Here is an 18855-nt window from a genome sequence, read left to right on the forward strand (position 1 = left end):
CCGCCCGCGCCGCCACTTCCGGTGGCGCGTGCCGCGCGCACAGGAGCCCCCATGTCGCTGGATCCCCGCCTGGAAGTCGTCACCTGCGTAAGCCCCATGGGCTTTCATCGGATGGCTTATTGGGAGTGGGGCGATCCGTCCAACCGCGACGTGCTGCTGTGCGTGCACGGCCTCACGCGCAACGGGCGCGACTTCGACCGCCTGGCCCGCCGGCTGGCGGATCGCTTTCGGGTGATCTGCCCCGACGTCGCGGGCCGCGGCCAATCCGACTGGCTGGCAAGTCCGGCGCTCTACAACGTGCCGCAATACGTGTCCGACATGATGACGCTGATCGCGCGACTCAACCCCGCGCGCCTGTCGTGGGTCGGCACATCGATGGGCGGCCTGATCGGGCTGGGGCTGACCGGCGCGCTGGCGTTTGCCCGCGCCGCCCACGCGGCGCATCCGCACGCCGGTGCGTTGCCGGCCGAGCGCGACATCCGCATCGACCGCATGGTGCTCAACGACGTGGGCCCGCGCCTCGCGCTGCCGGCCCTCGACCGCATCATCGGCGGCGTGGGTATGTCGGCGTCGTTCGCCACCTTCGACGAAGCCGTCGCCGCCACCCGCATCGCGTGCGCCGCCTACGGGCCGCACACCGACGACGAGTGGCGCGAGCTCGCAGAGCATGGCTATGTGCGCGATGGCGAAGGGCGCTGGGTCCGGGCCTACGATCCCGCCATTTCGGCCACCCTGGCTTTACAGGCGGGGTCTCAGGCCGGCGCGCAGGCCTATGCAGAGGGCGAGCGCTTGTTGTGGCACGCCTACGACGCGCTGGATTGCCCGGTGCTGATCCTGCGCGGCCAGCACTCCGACCTGCTCACCTCCGACACCGCCCAGGAGATGCTGGCGCGCAACCCGCGCGCCCGTCTGCTCGAGGTGCCCGAGGCCGGGCATGCGCCCACGCTCATGAGCGACGCGCAGATCGCGCCGGTCGAGGCGTTCCTGCGGGGCTGAGAGGGGCCGGCGAGCGGCCCGGGGGACGGGGCCAGCGGCCGCACGGCCGCCGCGCTCGCCTCCCGCCGCGCAGGCTCCTACAATAGGTGCATGACTGCTGCCCAACTCAACATCGATCTGCATTGCCATTCCACGGTTTCCGACGGCGCCATGGCGCCGGCCGACGTGGCCAGGCGTGCGCGCGCCAACGGCGTCGATGTCTGGGCCCTCACGGATCACGACGAAGTCGGCGGCATTGCCGAGGCGCGCCGCGCGGCCGAGGCGCTGGGCCTGCGCTATCTCACGGGGGCCGAGATTTCGGTCACCTGGAGCAAGGTTACGGTGCATATCGTCGGCCTCAATTTCGACGAAACCAACCCCGGCCTGGTCGAGGGCCTGCGCCACACGCGCGCGGGCCGGGCGGGCCGCGCCAAGCAGATCGGCGAGCGGCTGGCCGCGATGGGCATGCCGGGCGCCTACGAGGGCGCGTTGCCGTATGCCGGCAACCCCGAACTGATCAGCCGAACGCACTTTGCGCGCTATCTGGTGGACGCCGGCTTCTGCCCCGACGTGCAAACCGTCTTCAACAAGTATCTCGGCGACGACTGCGCGGGCCATGTGCCCATGCAGTGGGCAACGCTGGCCGAGGCGGTGGGCTGGATCCGGGGCGCGGGCGGCCGCGCCGTAATCGCGCATCCCGGCCGCTACAAGTACACGCCGGTGCAGTTTGCGGCGCTGTTCGACGAATTCCTGCAGCTGGGCGGCGAGGGCATCGAGGTGGTCACCGGCAGCCATACCGCCGATGAAGCCCGCCAGTATGCGCAGGTCGCGCGTCACTATGGCTTTCTGGCCTCGCGCGGCTCCGATTTTCACCGGTTGGGCGAGAGCAAGGCCGATCTCGGCAGCCTGCCCAACCTGCCTCCCGATCTCAAGCCGGTCTGGCACGACTGGCTCTGAACGAACCCCGGCCGGCGCGCGCATGCGATCCGGCCACGTCACATTCAATCGCGTATGAACAAGGCTTTTGTCAAAGAGTCGGACAACGACGACGACGATGATCTGCCCGAGGCCCAGGCACTGCCCAAGGGCACGCGCAACTACATGACGCCCGAGGGCTATCACCGGCTGCGCGACGAGCTCGCGCACCTGATGAACGTGGAGCGTCCGTCGGTGGTGCAGATCGTGTCCTGGGCGGCGTCCAACGGCGACCGCTCGGAAAACGGCGATTATCTGTATGGCAAGAAGCGCCTGCGCGAGATCGATCGTCGCATGCGCTTTCTGACCAAACGGCTCGATGTGGCCGAGGTGGTCGACGCGGCCTCGCAGCCCAACCGCGATCAGGTGTTTTTCGGCGCCACCGTGCACTACTCCGACCAGGATGGCGAGGAGTACACCGTCACCATCGTGGGGGTCGACGAGGCGGAGCCGCTGGCGGGCAAGATCAGCTGGATCTCGCCCGTGGCGCGCGCCCTCACCAAGGCCCGCGAGGGCGAGACCGTGGTGCTGCGCACGCCGGGCGGCGTGCAGGAGCTCGATATTCTCGAGGTGCGCTACCCCGAGCCCAAAGACTGAGCGGCCCACGCGCGCGGCGTCTCATCCGGGTCGCCCAGTGGGTTGCCGCGGCCACGGGGGCGCGGTTCGCAATGCCGGCGTCCGGCAAAAAAACGGGCGCCAGCTTGTGACTGGCGCCCGCGGCGTTGGCAGGGTTTACGCCCCTTCCTTGCGTTGGCGGCTCTTGCGCAACGCGCCGGCCGCCGTTCCCCTTGGGCTGCTGCTTATTTCTTGCGTGCGGCGATGGACTTCTCGGCCATCGTGACCAGGTCTTCGCCGATGGTCTTCTTCCACTTGTCGTAAACGGGCTTGGTGGCGGCGACGAAGGCGGCATGCTGGCCCGCGTCGAGCGAGGTCACGGTCACGCCAAAGCCGGAAATCTCTTTCAGCAGCGAGGGATCCTCGGGCGTCACGCCTTTGCGGGCGATCTGGATTTCCTGCTTGCCCGCGTCCAGCGCGGCCTGGCGCACGATCTCGCGATCTTTCTCGCTCCACGAGTTCCACACGTCGCGGTTGACCACGAAGATGAGCGGGTCGGCCACGTAGTTCCAGAGCGTCAGGTACTTCTGGCCCACGGTGTAGAGCTTGGAGCCGGTGTAGATCGACAGCGGATTTTCCTGGCCGTCGACGGCGCCGCTGGCGAGCGCGGGTTGCGCATCGGCCCAGCTCATCTGGGTGGGGTTGGCGCCCAGCGCGGTGAAGGTGTCGATGTACAGCGGCGAGCCCACCACGCGCAGCTTCATGCCCTTCATGTCGGAAGGCTGCTTGATCTCACGCTTGGAGTTGCTCAGCTGGCGATAGCCGTTTTCGCCCCAGGCCAGCGGCACGACGCCGGCCTTCTCGATGTGCTTGAACATCTCCTTGCCCACCTCGCCCTGCACCAGCGCGTCGATCGCGGCGTAGTCGGGCATCAGGAAGGGCAGCGAGAAGAGGTTGAGCTGTTTGACCTGCGGCGACCAATTGATCGTCGAACCCACGGCCATGTCGATCACGCCCTGGCGAATGGCGGTGAACTCGCGCGTCTGGTCGCCCTGGACCAGCGAGGTGCCCGGATAGACCTTGATGTTGATGCGGCCATCGGTGCGCTCGCGCACCAGTTTGGACCAGATCTCGGCGCCCTGGCCCCACGGGAACGAGGTGCCCACCACGATGGAGAGCTTGTATTCGGCCTTGTAGTTTTGCGCATGCGCCGGCGCGGTGAGGGCGGCGGCGCCGCAGGCCAGCGCGGCGAGCAACAGACGGATCTTCATGATGGGTTCTCCTCCAGTTATCGACTCTTTGGGGCCGGCCCGGGCCGCCCGCGGTCTTTCATAGATGAATCAGTAGCCCAGGCGATGCGGCAGCCAGAGCGCGAGTTGCGGAAACGCCAGCACGGCCAACAGCACCATGAACATTCCCGCCAGCAACCACACCACATAGCGCACGGTGGTTTCCATCGGCACCTGGGCAATGCGGCACGACACCATCAGGTTTACGGCCAGCGGCGGGGTGAACTGGCCCAGCGCCACCTTCAGTGTGAGGATCACGCCGAACCACACCGGATCCCAGCCATAGGCGTTGGCGATCGGCAGCAGCAGCGGCACGAAAATCAGGAAGATCGAGATGCCGTCGAGGAACATGCCCACGGTCATCAGCAGCGCGATCAGCAAGGCCAGCACGCCGTACTCGCCCAGGCCGGAGTTCACGATGGCATGGGTGATCGGGTCGATCACCGACAGGGTGGACAGCGACCACGCGAAAATGCCGGCCAGCGTCACCACCATCATGATCACGGCCGACAGCTCGGCCGCTTCGCGCAGGATCGGGAACAGGTCGCGCACCGAGATCGTGCGGTGGATGCACATGCCGACGAACAGGCCGTAGAACACCGCCACCACCGCCGCTTCCGTCGGCGTGAACCAGCCCATGCGCATGCCGCCCAGGATCAGCACCGGCGCGGCCAGACCCCACAGGGCTTCGCGCAGGCTGGCCCAGAAAGGCGGGCGCGGCAGGTGGGCCTCGAGCTTGCCCATGCCGTGGCGGCGCGCCAGCCACACGGCCGGCACGATCAGCGCCACGCCGGCCAGGATGCCGGGAATCATGCCGGCGGCGAACAGCGCCGGCACCGACGCGCCCGGCACCAGCACCGAGTAGATGATGAACGCCACGGACGGCGGAATCAGGATGTCGGTGGCGGCGCCCGCCGCCACGACCGAAGCGGAGTAGGGGCGCGGATAGCCGGCGCGCGACATGGCGCTGATCATCACCGCGCCTACGGCCGCCGCGCAGGCGGGGCCCGAGCCGGAGATCCCGCCCAGGAACATCGCCACCAGGATCGACACCAGCGGCAGCATGCCAGGGCCGCGTCCGACGATGGCGATCGCGAAGTTCACCAGCCGCTTGGCCACGCCGGAGCGATCGAAGATCGAGCCCACCAGCACGAACATCGGAATGGCCAGCAGCGGATACTTGGCCAGCCCGGCGTAGAAGTTCTGCGGCACGGCCAGCAGGCCGAACCACGGCACGTCCTGGTTGGCCAGCGCGATGGCCACGGTGCCGGCCAGGCCCAGCGCCACGCCGACCGGCACGCCGATCACCATCAGCGCGATGAAGATCACGAACAGCAGCGTGACGATCATTTGGCCTGTCCTCGCGCCAGCCGGATCACGATGCCGAGCACCCGCAGCGTGATCACCGCGGCCATCAGCGGCAGCCAGATCGAATACCACCACGTCGGCAGGCCGATCGCGGGCGAGGTTTCTTCGAAGCGGTACTCATCCCATACCAGCCGGGCGGACAGCACGGTGAGCAGGGCGAAGAAGGCCAGCACGCAGCCGTTGGCGATCAGGCCCATCACGCGCTGACGCCGGGCCGAGCCGTTGTCGGCCAGGATCTCGATGCGGATGTGATGGTTGCGGACGAAAGCAATACTGCCGCCGGCCATCGTCAGCACGATCAGCAGAAACACGGAAATCTCTTCGGTCCAGGCGAATGACTGATCGGTGAAGTAGCGCACCAGCACATTGCCGAAGGTGATCAGGGCGAGCAGCGCCAGCAGGATCACGGCGAGCCAGTCCTCGAAGGCCAGCGGCACCTTCACGGCGGGGTCGGGCTCGGGGGCGATGATGGGTTCGACGGGTTCGTCGGGAGCGTCGGAGCGTTGCATCGCAAACAGCGTATGGGACGGCTGGTAAAGAAGGGACGGTGCATCCTACCGCCGGCCCGGACGGGCGATAGCTCGTGTTTTCCCGCGGGTGGGGCGCGCTGCAACATGCTGCGTGGCAGCAAGAAAACCCGGTCCCGCGCCGACTTTCGGACATTGCCCGCGGCGGCGGGGCGGCGCGCTTCGCTCGTTGTCATGGGAGAACTTCACGGGGCGCAGCGAAGCGCCGGGATTGCGGCAACGCAACAACAACCGGGGCGCCCGCCGGCCACAATTTTGTAACGTCGGCCCCATCCCAGGGACAACCCGGGTCGAGCAGCCCGGGGGTTTACCCCATAAGAAGGTAAAATCCCGTTTTGATCTCCACCTCCCCAACGGCGCCCGCATCGTGTCCCTAGTCCAGCATCTGCCCGGTTCCTCGGTTCTTTCCCCGTTTCGTCGCGAGCGCCTGCTTGCACAACTGAAAAAGGCCGGTCTGCCGGTAGCCGACGTCTCCGCCAGCTACGAGCATTTCGTCCACACCGACAGCGAGCTGTCGGCCGAGGCTCAGCAACACCTCGTGCAACTGCTCGATTACGGCACGCCGTACAGCGCCGAACCCGCCGCCAAGCAGCTCGAGCTGCTGGTGATCCCGCGTCTGGGCACGATTTCGCCGTGGGCCTCCAAAGCCACCGACATCGCCCGCAACTGCGGCCTGGCCGCGGTGCGCCGCGTCGAGCGCGGCGTGCGCTACGTGATCACGCCCGAGCGCGGGCTTCTGGGTGCGAAGAGCATCGATGCCGACATGCTGGCGCGCGCCGCCGACTGTCTGCACGATCGCATGACCGAAACCGTGGTGCAGGGCGATTTCGACGGCCAGACGCTGTTCACGCCGCTGGCCGGCAAGCCCATGCGCACCGTGGCCGTCAAGGCCGAGGGCCGTGGCGCCCTCGAACAGGCCAACGTGAGCCTGGGCCTCGCGCTCTCCGACGATGAGATCGATTACCTGACCACCTCGTTCACCGAGCTGGGCCGCGATCCGACCGACGTCGAGCTGATGATGTTCGCGCAGGCCAACAGCGAACACTGCCGCCACAAGATTTTCAACGCCCAATGGGTGATCGACGGCACGGAGCAGCCCAACACGCTGTTCGGCATGATCCGCGCCACGCACAAGGCCCAGCCCGCCGGCACGGTGGTGGCCTACTCCGACAACTCCGCCATCATGGAAGGCGGCCAGGCGCAGCGCTTCCAGGCCGGCGTGCCCGGCATCGCGGGCGAGGGCGCCGACGCCGCGCGCTACGTGCGCCGCGACGCGCTCGTGCACACGCTGATGAAGGTCGAGACCCACAACCACCCCACCGCGATCGCGCCGTTCCCCGGCGCGGCCACCGGCGCGGGCGGCGAGATCCGCGACGAAGGCGCCACCGGCCGTGGCTCCAAGCCCAAGGCCGGCCTCACGGGCTTCACCGTGTCGCACCTGCGTTTCGACGACGCCCTCAATCCCTGGGAGGCCGACCACCACGGCCTGCCCGACCGCATCGCCAGCCCCCTGTCGATCATGATCGACGGCCCGCTGGGCGGCGCCGCGTTCAACAACGAATTCGGCCGTCCCAACCTGCTGGGCTACTTCCGCACCTTCGAACAAACCGCCGGCGGCACGCGCTGGGGCTACCACAAGCCCATCATGATCGCGGGCGGCCTGGGCAGCATCGACGCGGGCCTCACGCACAAAGATCCGCTGCCGCCGGGCGCGCTGCTGGTGCAGTTGGGCGGCCCGGGCTTCCGTATCGGCATGGGCGGAAGCGCCGCCTCGAGCATGAGCGTGGGCAGCAACTCGGCCGAGCTCGATTTCGACTCGGTCCAGCGTGGCAACCCCGAGCTCGAGCGTCGTGTGCAGGAAGTGATCGACCGCTGCTGGCAGCTGGGCGAGTCCAACCCGATCCTGGCGATCCACGACGTGGGCGCGGGCGGTCTGTCCAACGCGTTCCCCGAGCTGGTCAACGACGCCGGCCGTGGCGCCACGTTCGACCTCAAGCGTGTCCCGCTCGAAGAGTCGGGCATGTCGCCCGCCGAGATCTGGAGCAACGAATCGCAAGAGCGCTACGTGCTCGCGATCCAGCCGCACGACCTCGACCGCTTCGACGCGATTGCCAAGCGCGAGCGCTGCCCCTACGCGGTGGTGGGCGTCGCGACCGAAGAGCGCCAGTTGCGCGTGGTCGACGGCGAAGGCCTGCCGGGCCTGGACACCATCCGTCCGCAGGGCGCCGACGAAGTTCGTCCGGTGGACGTGCCGATCGACGTGATCCTGGGCAAGCCCCCGCGCATGACGCGCGACGTGCAGCGCCAGCCCGGCGTGAGCGCGCCGCTGGATCTGGCCGGCATCGACCTCACCGAGGCCGCCTATCGCGTGCTGCGCCACCCCACGGTGGCCAACAAGACCTTCCTCATCACCATCGGTGACCGCACGGTGGGTGGCCTGTCGAGCCGTGACCAGATGGTCGGCCCGTGGCAGGTGCCGGTGGCCGACGCCGCCGTCACGCTCGCCGATTACGAGGGTGTGCGCGGCGAAGCCATGGCCATGGGCGAGCGTACCCCGATCGCCATGCTCGACGCGCCCGCATCGGGCCGCATGGCGGTGGCCGAAGCCCTGACCAACCTGGTCTCGGCCGATGTGGCACGCCTCGAAGACATCAAGCTGTCGGCCAACTGGATGGCGGCCTGCGGCGTGGCGGGGCAGGATGCCGCGCTGTACGACACCGTGTCGGCCGTCAGCGAGATCTGCCAGGCCGTGGGCCTGTCGATCCCGGTCGGCAAAGACTCGCTGTCGATGAAAACCACCTGGACCGAAGACGGCGAGAAGCGTGACGTGGTCGCGCCGGTGTCGCTCGTGGTCACCGCGTTCGCGCCGGTCACCGACGTGCGCGCCAGCCTCACGCCGCAGCTGCGCACCGACGCGGGCGACAGCGTGCTGATCCTGATCGACCTCGGCCGTGGCCAGCATCGCATGGGCGGCTCGATCCTCGCACAGACCTACAACCAGGTCGGCGAGACCGTGCCCGACATCGATGTGGCACAGGATCTGCGCACGTTCTTCGTCACGATCCGTACGCTGGCCGAAGCCGGCACGATCCTGGCCTACCACGACCGTTCCGATGGCGGCCTGTTCGCCACGCTGACCGAGATGGCCTTCGCCGGCCGTACCGGTATCTCGGTCAACCTCGACATGCTCACCTTCGATCCGAATTCGGCCGATTGGGGTGACTACAAGATCCGTCCCGAGCAGGTGGCCGTGCAGCGCGACGAGCTCACGCTCAAGGCGCTCTTCTCCGAAGAAGCCGGCGCCGTGATTCAGGTGCCGGCCGCGCAGCGCGACGCTGTCATGCAGGTGCTGCGTGGCGCCGGTCTGTCGGCCCACTCGCATGTGATCGGCGGCCTGAACGCCGCCGACGAGGTCGAGTTCTATCGCGATGGCAAAAAGATCTGGAGCCAGCCGCGCGCCGATCTCGGTCGCGCCTGGAGCGAGGTCAGCCACCGCATCATGGCCCGCCGCGACAATCCCGCCTGCGCGCAGGCCGAGTTCGATACCTGGAACGACACCCAGGATCCGGGCCTGTCGCCGCGTGTGGCGTTCGACCCGCAAGAGGACGTGGCCGCGCCGTTCATCGCCACCGGCAAGCGTCCGCGCGTGGCCATCCTGCGCGAGCAGGGTTGCAACAGCCAGGTCGAAATGGCCTGGGCTTTCGACACGTCGGGCTTTGAAGCGGTCGACGTCCACATGACCGATCTGCTGTCGGGCCGCATCGACCTGAACGGCATGCAGGGGCTCGTGGCCGTGGGCGGCTTCTCGTACGGCGACGTGCTGGGCGCCGGCGAAGGCTGGGCCCGCACGATCCGCTTCAACAGCAAGCTGTCGGATCAGTTCGCCGCGTACTTCGCGCGTCCCGACACTTTCGCGCTGGGCGTGTGCAATGGCTGCCAGATGATGGCGGCCCTGGCGCCGATGATCCCGGGCGCCGAGTTCTGGCCGCGCTTCACGCGCAACCAGTCCGAGAAGTACGAAGCCCGCCTGTCGCTGGTCGAGGTGCAGTCGTCGCCGTCGATCTTCTTCGCCGGCATGGAAGGCGCGCGTATCCCGGTGGCCGTGGCGCACGGCGAGGGCTATGCCGACTTCTCGCAGCAGGGCGACGCCAGCCGCGTGCTGGCCGCCGCTCGCTACATCGACAACCACGGCAAGGTCACCGAGGCCTATCCGTTCAATCCCAACGGCAGCCCGCAGGGCCTGACCTCGGTCACGACCCAGGACGGCCGCTTCACGGTGCTGATGCCGCATCCGGAGCGCGTCACGCGCAACGTGATGATGTCGTGGGCGCCCGAGCAGTGGGGCGAGCGCGATGCCGGCGGTGTGTACACGCCCTGGATGCGCTTCTTCCGCAACGCGCGCGTCTGGCTCGGTTGATCCGGGGCACGCGCCTGTGCCGGTGGTTCACGGCGCGGGCCTGAACGACAAAGCGGCTCCTTCGGGAGCCGCTTTCTTTTTGGCCGAGCGATCGCTCAGAAGGCGTAGAGCCGGGCCGGATTGTCCACCAGCACCTCACGGCGGACGGCGTCGTCGGGAAGCCAGGCGGCCACTTCGCCCAGCAAGTGATCGGTGCCGATCTCCCGATAGGGGCTGACCGTGGTGGCTGCCGCGCCGGGCGTGCGGTTGGTATGTGGCCAGTCGCTCGCCCACAGCATGCGATCTGGCCGCAGCGCCACCAGCCGCTGCGCGAGGGTGGCGATGGCCTCGGCGTCGGTGCCGATGCGGTACGCCGCCGACAGCTTGACGTAGGCCGCGCCGGAGGCGATCAGGTCCAGGATGGGCCGGACCGATTCGAGCGCCACGTCGGGCGGCAGCATGGCGAAGTGATCCAGCACCACCGGCACGCCCAGCGCGCCCAGCGCGGGCGCCGCCTGCGCGATCGCGCCATGCGAGGCATACACCTGCAGGTGCCAGCCCTGACCGCGCAGGCGCGTGCCCCACTGCGACAGCGCCCGCGTGACGCGGGCCGGATCGCTGGCGCCCACGCTCTCGAGATTGATCCGCAGGCCGCGCACGCCCGCGTCGTGCAGATGCACGAGCGTGTCGTCGTCGGCGTCGTCGTCCAGCACGGCCACGCCTCGGGCGTCTTCGCCCAACGCCGCCAGACTGTCGAGCAGCAGGCGATTGTCAGTGCCGTAGACGCTGGGTTGCACGATGACGGCGCGGCTGGCGCCCAGCGCACTCAGATGCGCGCGCAGCTGATCCAGGCGCGCTTCAGGCGGGGTGTAGTGCCGGTCGGGCAGCATGGCGTAGTCGGCCTGCGGCCCGATGATATGGACGTGGCAGTCGCAGGCCAGCGCGGGCAGGGGGGCCGCGTTCATCAGCGCGCCGTCAGACGCTTGAGGAATGCCGCGCCGGCTTCCCGGGTGCCCAGCGTGCCGCCCACGTCGCGCGTGCACTCGTGCGCGGCGATGGTGTCGGCCAGCGTGGCTTCGATCGCGGCGGCGGCCTGCTGGAAGCGCGCGTCGCCACGCTTGTTGCCGTGCCAGTTGAGCAGCATGGCGGCCGACAGGATCAGCGAGGCCGGGTTGGCGATGTTCTGACCCGCGATGTCGGGCGCGGAGCCGTGCGCGGCCTGGCCCATGGCATAGTCGCGGCCGGCATTGAGCGAGCCGCCCAGACCCAGGCTGCCGGAAAGTTCGGCGGTGAGGTCGGAGAGGATGTCGCCGAACATATTGGTGGTCACGATCACGTCGTAGCGCTGCGGCGCGCGCACCACATGCGCCATCATCGCGTCGACGATCACGTCGTCGATGGTCACCTCCGGGAACGCCTTGCCGACCTCGCGGCAGGTGTCGATGAACATGCCATCGCCCAGCTTCAGCACGTTGGCCTTGTGCACGATGGTGACATGCTTCTTGCGCGTCATGGCCAGCTCGAAGGCCGAGCGCGCGATCCGCTCGCAGCACAGTCGCGTGATCCGGCGCAGCGACACCACCACGTCGGGGGTGATGAGCATTTCGCTGCCGCCCGATTCGACGTTGCGATCGGCATAGAAGCCTTCGGTGTTCTCGCGCACGACCACCAGATCGAACTCGCCCAGGCGCGCCTGCATGCCGGGGTAGGTGCGGGCGGGGCGGATGTTGGCGTGCAGGTCCAGATGCTTGCGGAACCACATCGACGGATTGATCTCGCCGCGCGACGCATCCTTGAATTCAAAGGTCGCCATCGGGCCGAGCATCAGGCCGTCGGCCGCCTTGACCTTGTCGAGCAGGGCGGGCGTGACGGTCGCGCCATGCTGCTTGAGGCTGTCGTGGCCGGCCACGTCGAAGTCGAGCTGCAGGCCCAGGCCAAAGCGCTCGGAGGCGGCTTGCAGTACGTCCACGGCGACCGCCATGGTTTCAGGGCCGATGCCGTCGCCGGGCAGAACGATGATTTTCATGAGGGGCTTCCGGTAGGGGGAGGGAGGTCAATCGATCTTCACGCCGGTGGCTTGCACCAGGCGCTGGTATTTCAGGGCTTCGGCTTGCACGAAGCGCGCGAACTCGGGCCGGTCGTTCGGCCGCACCGCGGCGCCGTCGCTCTCCAGGCGCGACTTGATGGCCGGATCGGCCAGTATGGCATTGAGGCTGCGGTTGAGGTCGTCGAGGATGGCGGCCGGGGTGGCCGCGGGCGCAAACACGCCGCCCCACAGACTGAACTGGAAGTCAGGCACGGTCGCCTCGGCCACGGTGGGAATCTGCGGCAGGATGGCGAGCCGCTCGCGCGAGGACACCGCCAGCACGCGCAGGCGGCCCGCGTTGACGTGCGGCATGGCGGCCGATGCGCTCGAGAAGAAGCAGTCCACGTGCCCGCCGAGCAGGTCGGTCATGGCCTGACCCGCGCCCTTGTACGGCGCGTGGATCAGACGCGTCTGCGTCGCCAGCGCCAGCGCGGCGGCCGCCAGGTGGCCGGGCGTGGCCGTGCCCGACGACGCATAGACGATCTTGTCGGGTTGGGCGCGCGCGGCAGCGAGCAGCGCGGGCAGGTCGGCATAGGGCGACTGCTGCGGCACGGCCAGCACCAGCGGCGAGTCGCCCACCAGAATCACCGGCGCGAATTCCTTCAGCGGGTCGTAGCCCGGCGCTTTCATGGCGTACGGATTGACCGCGATCTCGCCGGTCTGCCCGAGCATGAGCGTATAGCCGTCGGCCGCTGCGCGCAGCACCAGGCGTGCGCCGAGCGCGCCCGATGCGCCGGGACGGTTCTCCACGATGAAGCTCTGGCCGTAACGCTTGCCCAGCTGCTCGGCGAGAATGCGGGCGAACACGTCGCCCTGGCCGCCGGGGGCGTACGGCACGATGAGCGTCACAGGTTTGGCGGGCCAGGCCGACTGCGCGTGCAGCCGTGGCGCCAGCGCGAGCAGGGCGCTGGCCGCGCCGGCGCGCAGCAGTTGCCGGCGTGAGCAGGTGAAGTGCGTCATGGCGTGTCTCCTTGTGCTGTCGCTCAGTTCAGTTGCATGCCGGACTTGCGCACCACCTCGCGCCAGAGCGTGAGCTCTTCGCCCAGCGCCTTTCCGAAGTCATCCGGCGTGCCGCGCAGCGTCTGCGCGCCTTCGTGCGTCAGGCGGTCCTTCACGCGCGGGTCCGCGGCGGCCTCGTTGATGGCGTTGTTCAGCGTTGCCACGACCTGCTTCGGCGTGTCGGCCGGCGCCAGCACGCCCCACCAGGTCGTGATGTCGAAGCCGGGCACGCCGGCCTCGTCCAGCGTGGGCGTGTCCGGAAACAGGGGCGAACGGGTCTTGCCGGTCACGGCCAGCAGGTCGACCCGGTTCTCCTTCACCTGCGACAGCATCGTGGGCACCGTGGCGAAGAACACCTGCACCCGGCCCGCGAGCAGATCCACGGTGGCGGGACCGCTGCCCTTGTAGGGCACATGGGTCATCTCGACCTTGGCCTGCTGCGTGAAGAGTTCGCCCGTGAGGTGGTTGATGCTGCCGTTGCCGGCCGAGCAGTAGTTCAGGCTTTCTTTCGCGGCGCGCGCCCGCAGGTCGGCCACGCTCTTGAGACCCAGGTCTTTGCTGGTCACGACCAGCAGCGGGCCGCGGCCCAGCATGGCCACGGGCGCGAAGGAGCGCTGCACGTCGTAGCTGGTGGCGATGCCAGCGGCCGCGTTGGTGACGAAGGTGGAGGTCGCGAACAGCAGCGTGTGGCCGTCGGGGCGGGCATTCGCGACCAGCGCCGCGCCGATGGAGCCGCCGCCACCGCCGCGGTTCTCCACGACCACCGGTTGGCCCAGGCGCTCGGCGAGCGTGCGGGCCAGATCGCGCGCAATGCTGTCGGTGCCGCCGCCCGGGGCGAACGGCACGACCAGCGTGATGGGCTGAGTGGGAAACGCGCCGGCGGCGGGGGCGCCGACACAAATCGCGGGCAAAACAAGGCCCAGGCCCGCCGCCAGGCGGGCTCGCAGGTGCTTCCACATTTTTTTGTCTCCGTGATGCCGGGCTTTATCCCTGGCGCAGCATCTTCAGTCGTTCCAGCAGGGCCTGGTTGATGTGGTGCTGTGCGGCGGCCTCGGCGCGCACGGGATCGCGCGCGCGGATCGCGGCCACGATGGCGTTGTGCTCTTCGTTGGACTGGCCCACGCGCTCGGGCGAGCTCAGCGTGCTGCGTCCCAGCAGATAGGTGGTGTCGGTGAGCGACTGCAGCGATCGGATCAGGTAGCGGTTGTGCGCGGCGCTGTAGATGGCCTGGTGAAAGTCCAGGTTCTGCGCCACCGCGTCGCCGGCATCGCCGTCGTCGAGGATGGTCTGCATGTGCAGGATCTCGGCGTCGGAGGCATGGCGCGCGGCCAGCGCGGCGGCCGCGCCTTCGAGCACCTGCCGCATCGCATACAGCTCGCCCACTTCCTGCTGGCTCATGGTCGTGACCACCAGGCCGCGGCCGGGTTCGTGCGTGATCAGGCCTTCATCCTGGATGCGCTTGAGCGCCTCGCGCACCGGCGTGCGGCCCATTTCCAGCAACTGCGCGACCTCGATCTCGCGCAGGCGGTCGGTCGGCGTGAACAGGCCGGCCAGGATGCGGCGCTTGATCTCGGTGTAGGCCGCATAGGCCTGCGAATTGACCTTGGAAATGGGCATGGCGTCTCGTCCGTGTTTTTGTATATTTTTGCATACATAAAATCCACGGCCAAGCAGAGAAATCGGGGCCGGGTATCTGCGGGCGGGCGCCGCCGGGCTTAAAATGGCGGCTTCGCCCTCCTGCCGAGACGCCAACATGAATGCGCGCATCCCCGACGACGCCCTGCCGCCCACCCTCGATCCCAAGGCCCTGCAGGCCTTCGTCGACGAAAAGTGGGACAACGAAATCATTCCCGCGCTGACCGACTACATCGCGATTCCCGCCAAGAGCCCGGCCTTCGACGCCGACTGGGAAAAGAACGCGTTCATCGAGCGTGTGGTGCGCGACGCGGCCCAGTGGGTCGAGGCGCAAAAGGTCTCCGGCCTGAAGCTCGAAGTGATCCGCCTGCCCGGTCGCACGCCGGTAATCTTTTTCGAGGCGCCCGCCACCCGCAGCGACAACGGCGACACCGTGCTGCTCTACGGTCACCTCGACAAGCAGCCCGAATTCTCCGGCTGGCGTTCCGATCTGGGCCCCTGGACGCCCAAGTACGAGAACGGCAAGCTGTACGGTCGAGGCGGTGCCGACGACGGTTACGCCGTGTATGCCTCGCTCACCGCGATCATGGCGCTCGATAAGCAGGGCATTCCGCGTCCGCGTTGCGTCGGCATCGTCGAGACCTGTGAAGAGTCGGGCAGCTACGATCTGCTGCCCTATATCGATGCCTTGCGCGAACGCATGGGCAATGTGGCGCTGGTGGTCTGTCTGGATTCCGGCGCGGGCAACTACGATCAGCTCTGGATGACCACGTCGCTGCGCGGCATGGTCGCCGGCACGCTCGAGGTGCAGGTGCTCGACGAAGGCGTGCACTCGGGTGACTCCAGCGGCGTGGTGCCGTCGTCGTTCCGCATCCTGCGCCATCTGCTCGACCGTCTCGAAGACAGCGCCAACGGCCGTCTGCTGCCGCAGAGCCTGCATTGCGAGATTCCGGCCGACCGCATCGAGCAGGTCAAGGCCACCGCGCAGATTCTTGGCGACGAAGTCTGGCGCCGTTTCCCCTGGAGCTGCGGCGGCGACGGCAGCTTCGTGCTGCCCATGACGACGGCGCCCGAAGAAGCGCTGCTCAACCGCACCTGGCGTCCGACGCTGTCCGTCACGGGCGCCGAAGGTCTGCCGCCGCTGTCCAGCGCCGGCAATGTGCTGCGCCCGCGCACCGCATTCAAGCTCTCGCTGCGTCTGCCGCCGCTGGTCGACGCCGTGGCCGCCGCGCAAGAGATCAAAGAGCTGCTCGAAAGCGATGCGCCGTACAACGCCAAGGTCACGTTCAATCCCCGCGAAGGCTCGGCCACCGGCTGGAACGCGCCCACCTCGGCCGAGTGGCTGTCGCAGGCGCTCGACGCGGCGTCGCAGCAGTACTACGGCGCGCCGTGCGGCTACATCGGCCAGGGCGGCACGATCCCGCTGATGAGCATGCTGCAGAAGGGCTTCCCGAAGGCGCAGTTCATGGTGTGCGGCGTGCTGGGCCCGAAGTCCAACGCGCATGGTCCCAACGAGTTCCTGCACGTGCCCTACGGCAAGAAGCTCACCGCCGCCGTGGCGCAGACCATGGCCGCGATGCCCGCCGCCTGAGCGCATCGCGCTGCCTGACTCAAGCCGGCCCTCGCGGGCCGGCGCTTTTTTCTCTTCAAGGCGGCCTCGACGCCGCGACACCATGATCATCAATACCCCCGCCGCCCAAGCCGTGGCCGACGAAGTCCGCACGTGGGTCGACCGCGCGGTGATTGGACTCAACCTCTGTCCGTTCGCCAAGGCGGTGCAGATCAAAGGCCAGGTCCGCTATGCCGTGAGCGACGCGCAGGACGCCGAAGGCGTGCTGACCGACCTCGAAGACGAGCTGATGCTGATTTCCGAAGCCGATCCGGAAGCCATCGACACCACGCTGCTGATCCTGCCCGAGGCGCTGCACGACTTCTACGATTTCAACGACTTCGAAGAGTTGTCGGAGCGCCTGCTCAAGCGCATGCGTCTGGTGGGCGACCTGCAGGTGGCCACGTTCCACCCGCAGTTTCAGTTCGCCGAGACCGAACCCGACGACATCGAGAACTACACGAATCGCTCGCCGTACCCGATCCTGCATCTGCTGCGCGAAGACAGCATCGATCGTGCGGTCGAGGCGTTTCCGGATGCCGCCGAGATCTACGAGAAGAACATCGAGACGCTCAAGAGCCTTGGCCACGATGGTTTCCAGCAGGTGCTGGACGGCAAGACCAACTGAGGCAGCCTCAGATCGAGGCCAGCACCTGTCGGAACGCGGCCACGGCCGCATCGATGTCGGCGTCGGTGGTGTGCCGGTGCGTGACGCAGCGCAGGCGGGTATTGGCCCAGGGCCGGGTGCGCAGGCCGGCGGCCTCGAGCGCCGCCACCCATTCTTTGTTGCTCATCTTCGTGGCGCCGACCTCGATCTGCACGATGTTGGTCTGCGGCGAGGTGGCGCGAATCGGGCCGCCCAGCGCATTGATGCCATCGCTCAGCCGGCGGGCGCGCACGTGATCCTCGCTCAGTCTGTCTCCCATGGTGCGCACGCCCTCGAGTGCGGCGGCGGCCATGAGCCCGGACTGGCGCTGCGTGCCACCCAGCATGCGGCGCAACGTGCGGGCACGGTCCAGCACGGAGCGGGGGCCCGCCAGCACCGCGCCGACGGGCGCGCTCAGCCCTTTCGACAGGCATAGCGACACGGTGTCGGTGTGCCGCGTGATCTCGGCGGGCGGCAGGCCCAGCGCGGCCGCGGCGTTGAACAGACGGGCGCCGTCCAGATGCACGGCGATACCGCGTTCCTGCCCCATGGCGTGCACGGCCTGCATGTGATCGAGGGGCAGCACCGTGCCGCCCGCGTTGTTGTGCGTCGTTTCCATCGCGATCAACGCGGTCGGGAGTTTGTGCCCGCCGGACTGCACCGAATCTGCGAGACGATTCAAGTCCATCGCGCCGTCCTGCCCGGGCACCCCCACATAGAACAGATTGGTGAAGGTGGCCGCGCCACGTTCGGAGGTGTACATGTGCGAGGTGCCTTCCAGCACGACCTGTTCGCCGCGATTCGATTGCGCCAGCACGGCGACCAGGTTGGCCATGGTGCAGCTCGGCATGAACAGCCCGCACTCCTTGCCGAGACGCGCGGCCACGTCCTGTTCGAGTTCGGCCACGCTGGGATCGCCATCGAGGCCGTCGTCGCCAATCGGCGCCTCGAGCATGCGCTCGTACATCGCGGGCGTGGGACGCGTGACGGTGTCGCTGCGCAGATCGACGGGGTGGCTGGGCAGTTGGGAGTAGAGCGGCGCGTTCATCATGTTCAGTGCTGCAGAATCTTGGAAAGGAATTGGCGCGTGCGGGGCGCGCGCGCGTCGGCGTTGCCGAAGAACTCGTCCTTGGGGCAATCCTCGACGATGTGACCGGCGTCCATGAAGATCACGCGGTGCGCGACCCGGCGGGCAAATCCCATTTCGTGCGTGACGACCATCATCGTCATGCCCTCGGCCGCCAGATCGGTCATTACGTCGAGCACTTCATTGACCATCTCGGGATCGAGCGCGGACGTCGGCTCGTCGAACAGCATGACCACCGGATCCATCGAGAGCGCCCGCGCGATGGCGACGCGCTGCTGCTGACCGCCCGACAACTCGCCGGGGTGCTTGTCCTTGTGCGCCGACAGGCCGACGCGGTCGAGCAGGGCGTGGGCGCGCTGGCGCGCCTCGTCGCGGCCGCGCTTGAGCACCTTGACCTGTCCGAGGCAGAGGTTGTCGGTAACGGTGAGGTGCGGAAACAGCTCAAAGTGCTGAAACACCATGCCGGCCTCGGCGCGCAGACGCGGCAGGTTGGTGCGCGGGTCGGCCAGCGAGGTGCCATTGACCAGGATGTCGCCTTTTTGAAAGGGCTCGAGCGCGTTGACGGTCTTGATCAGCGTGGACTTGCCGGAGCCCGAGGGGCCGCATACGACCACCACTTCGCCGCGGGCGACCTGGGTGGAGCATTCGCTGAGCACCTGGAAGTCGCCGTACCACTTGCTGACCTGCCGGATGTCGATCATCGGAGAA

Annotated in this window: 16 protein-coding genes; 6 read left to right on the forward strand and 10 right to left on the reverse strand. The window is 68.1% G+C overall.

The window, feature by feature from the left end; genetic code table 11:
- The first annotated feature begins 51 nt into the window (after positions 1-51).
- The 3 genes from CAL25_RS06655 (at position 52) to greB (ending at position 2547) form a co-directional block, all read left to right on the forward strand.
- Positions 52-996: an alpha/beta fold hydrolase gene (locus CAL25_RS06655; RefSeq protein ID WP_094799163.1), complete on the forward strand. Its 945-nt coding sequence runs from the start codon at positions 52-54 to the stop codon at positions 994-996.
- 90 nt (positions 997-1086) lie between these two features.
- Entirely contained in the window at positions 1087-1932 is an 846-nt protein-coding gene (locus tag CAL25_RS06660) for a 3',5'-nucleoside bisphosphate phosphatase (protein ID WP_094799164.1), read from the forward strand.
- 54 nt (positions 1933-1986) lie between these two features.
- On the forward strand, positions 1987-2547 hold the full coding sequence (greB, locus tag CAL25_RS06665; protein ID WP_094799165.1) for a transcription elongation factor GreB: 561 nt from the start codon (positions 1987-1989) through the stop codon (positions 2545-2547).
- A gap of 203 nt (positions 2548-2750) precedes the next feature.
- On the opposite strand, the gene CAL25_RS06670 is transcribed toward greB, so the two are convergent.
- The 3 genes from CAL25_RS06670 to CAL25_RS06680 all read right to left on the reverse strand — a co-directional run bounded on the left by CAL25_RS06670 (position 2751) and on the right by CAL25_RS06680 (position 5671).
- Positions 2751-3776, reverse strand: a complete 1026-nt coding sequence (locus tag CAL25_RS06670) for a DctP family TRAP transporter solute-binding subunit (protein WP_094799166.1) — start codon at positions 3774-3776, stop codon at positions 2751-2753.
- 69 nt (positions 3777-3845) lie between these two features.
- Complete coding sequence (locus tag CAL25_RS06675) at positions 3846-5144, reverse strand: TRAP transporter large permease (RefSeq protein ID WP_094799167.1); 1299 nt, start codon at positions 5142-5144, stop codon at positions 3846-3848.
- Positions 5141-5671 (reverse strand): TRAP transporter small permease, encoded by a 531-nt coding sequence (locus CAL25_RS06680; RefSeq protein WP_094799168.1) that lies wholly within the window; start codon positions 5669-5671, stop codon positions 5141-5143. Before CAL25_RS06680 ends, CAL25_RS06675 begins: the two co-directional genes overlap by 4 nt.
- A 385-nt stretch (positions 5672-6056) precedes the next feature.
- On the opposite strand from CAL25_RS06680, the gene purL reads away from it, so the two are divergent.
- The gene (gene purL, locus CAL25_RS06685) at positions 6057-10106 is read left to right on the forward strand and encodes a phosphoribosylformylglycinamidine synthase (RefSeq protein ID WP_094799169.1); all 4050 of its coding nucleotides are present in this window, start codon (positions 6057-6059) and stop codon (positions 10104-10106) included.
- Between the two features lie 95 nt (positions 10107-10201).
- Here the strand turns inward: purL and CAL25_RS06690 are convergent, their stop codons facing one another.
- Genes CAL25_RS06690 through CAL25_RS06710 form a run of 5 tightly spaced genes read right to left on the reverse strand, consistent with a single transcriptional unit; the run spans position 10202 to position 14787 of the window.
- Complete coding sequence (locus CAL25_RS06690; protein ID WP_249278975.1) at positions 10202-11050, reverse strand: amidohydrolase family protein; 849 nt, start codon at positions 11048-11050, stop codon at positions 10202-10204.
- The gene (locus CAL25_RS06695) at positions 11050-12111 is read right to left on the reverse strand and encodes an isocitrate/isopropylmalate dehydrogenase family protein (protein WP_094799170.1); all 1062 of its coding nucleotides are present in this window, start codon (positions 12109-12111) and stop codon (positions 11050-11052) included. The genes CAL25_RS06690 and CAL25_RS06695 overlap by 1 nt, the downstream gene beginning before the upstream one ends.
- Positions 12112-12138: 27 nt before the next feature.
- A complete protein-coding gene (locus CAL25_RS06700; RefSeq protein WP_094799171.1) occupies positions 12139-13131 on the reverse strand; it encodes a Bug family tripartite tricarboxylate transporter substrate binding protein in 993 nt (330 codons plus the stop codon).
- 23 nt (positions 13132-13154) lie between these two features.
- Positions 13155-14129, reverse strand: coding sequence for a Bug family tripartite tricarboxylate transporter substrate binding protein (locus CAL25_RS06705; RefSeq protein ID WP_094799172.1), 975 nt, complete (start codon positions 14127-14129; stop codon positions 13155-13157).
- A 25-nt stretch (positions 14130-14154) separates the two neighbouring features.
- Positions 14155-14787 carry a GntR family transcriptional regulator gene (locus CAL25_RS06710; RefSeq protein ID WP_094799173.1) on the reverse strand — a complete coding sequence of 211 codons (633 nt, stop codon included), beginning with the start codon at positions 14785-14787 and terminating at the stop codon, positions 14155-14157.
- A 136-nt stretch (positions 14788-14923) separates the two neighbouring features.
- On the opposite strand from CAL25_RS06710, the gene CAL25_RS06715 reads away from it, so the two are divergent.
- Together CAL25_RS06715 and CAL25_RS06720 are read left to right on the forward strand one after the other, a co-directional pair.
- Positions 14924-16396, forward strand: coding sequence for a M20 family metallopeptidase (locus CAL25_RS06715; RefSeq protein ID WP_094799174.1), 1473 nt, complete (start codon positions 14924-14926; stop codon positions 16394-16396).
- An 82-nt stretch (positions 16397-16478) separates the two neighbouring features.
- Positions 16479-17042, forward strand: coding sequence for a DUF1415 domain-containing protein (locus CAL25_RS06720; protein WP_094799175.1), 564 nt, complete (start codon positions 16479-16481; stop codon positions 17040-17042).
- Between the two features lie 7 nt (positions 17043-17049).
- Here CAL25_RS06720 and CAL25_RS06725 read toward each other — a convergent pair whose 3' ends face one another.
- Together CAL25_RS06725 and CAL25_RS06730 are read right to left on the reverse strand one after the other, a co-directional pair.
- Positions 17050-18108 carry a threonine aldolase family protein gene (locus CAL25_RS06725; RefSeq protein WP_094799465.1) on the reverse strand — a complete coding sequence of 353 codons (1059 nt, stop codon included), beginning with the start codon at positions 18106-18108 and terminating at the stop codon, positions 17050-17052.
- 5 nt (positions 18109-18113) lie between these two features.
- Positions 18114-18848, reverse strand: coding sequence for an amino acid ABC transporter ATP-binding protein (locus CAL25_RS06730; RefSeq protein ID WP_094799466.1), 735 nt, complete (start codon positions 18846-18848; stop codon positions 18114-18116).
- Positions 18849-18855: the final 7 nt, after the last annotated feature.

It is taken from the genome of Bordetella genomosp. 5, from assembly GCF_002261315.1.
Classification (GTDB): domain Bacteria; phylum Pseudomonadota; class Gammaproteobacteria; order Burkholderiales; family Burkholderiaceae_B; genus Bordetella.

What these genes read in the sequence shown, in the direction of transcription:
- CAL25_RS06675 (WP_094799167.1), bottom strand. Translation starts at nt 5,144, where the DNA reads ATGATCGTCACGCTGCTGTTCGTGATCTTCATCGCGCTGATGGTGATC.
- CAL25_RS06670 (WP_094799166.1), bottom strand. Translation starts at nt 3,776, where the DNA reads ATGAAGATCCGTCTGTTGCTCGCCGCGCTGGCCTGCGGCGCCGCCGCC.
- CAL25_RS06710 (WP_094799173.1), bottom strand. Translation starts at nt 14,787, where the DNA reads ATGCCCATTTCCAAGGTCAATTCGCAGGCCTATGCGGCCTACACCGAG.
- CAL25_RS06660 (WP_094799164.1), top strand. Translation starts at nt 1,087, where the DNA reads ATGACTGCTGCCCAACTCAACATCGATCTGCATTGCCATTCCACGGTT.
- CAL25_RS06680 (WP_094799168.1), bottom strand. Translation starts at nt 5,671, where the DNA reads ATGCAACGCTCCGACGCTCCCGACGAACCCGTCGAACCCATCATCGCC.
- CAL25_RS06700 (WP_094799171.1), bottom strand. Translation starts at nt 13,131, where the DNA reads ATGACGCACTTCACCTGCTCACGCCGGCAACTGCTGCGCGCCGGCGCG.
- greB (WP_094799165.1), top strand. Translation starts at nt 1,987, where the DNA reads ATGAACAAGGCTTTTGTCAAAGAGTCGGACAACGACGACGACGATGAT.
- CAL25_RS06655 (WP_094799163.1), top strand. Translation starts at nt 52, where the DNA reads ATGTCGCTGGATCCCCGCCTGGAAGTCGTCACCTGCGTAAGCCCCATG.
- CAL25_RS06705 (WP_094799172.1), bottom strand. Translation starts at nt 14,129, where the DNA reads ATGTGGAAGCACCTGCGAGCCCGCCTGGCGGCGGGCCTGGGCCTTGTT.
- CAL25_RS06695 (WP_094799170.1), bottom strand. Translation starts at nt 12,111, where the DNA reads ATGAAAATCATCGTTCTGCCCGGCGACGGCATCGGCCCTGAAACCATG.
- CAL25_RS06725 (WP_094799465.1), bottom strand. Translation starts at nt 18,108, where the DNA reads ATGAACGCGCCGCTCTACTCCCAACTGCCCAGCCACCCCGTCGATCTG.
- CAL25_RS06730 (WP_094799466.1), bottom strand. Translation starts at nt 18,848, where the DNA reads ATGATCGACATCCGGCAGGTCAGCAAGTGGTACGGCGACTTCCAGGTG.
- CAL25_RS06690 (WP_249278975.1), bottom strand. Translation starts at nt 11,050, where the DNA reads ATGAACGCGGCCCCCCTGCCCGCGCTGGCCTGCGACTGCCACGTCCAT.
- CAL25_RS06720 (WP_094799175.1), top strand. Translation starts at nt 16,479, where the DNA reads ATGATCATCAATACCCCCGCCGCCCAAGCCGTGGCCGACGAAGTCCGC.
- CAL25_RS06715 (WP_094799174.1), top strand. Translation starts at nt 14,924, where the DNA reads ATGAATGCGCGCATCCCCGACGACGCCCTGCCGCCCACCCTCGATCCC.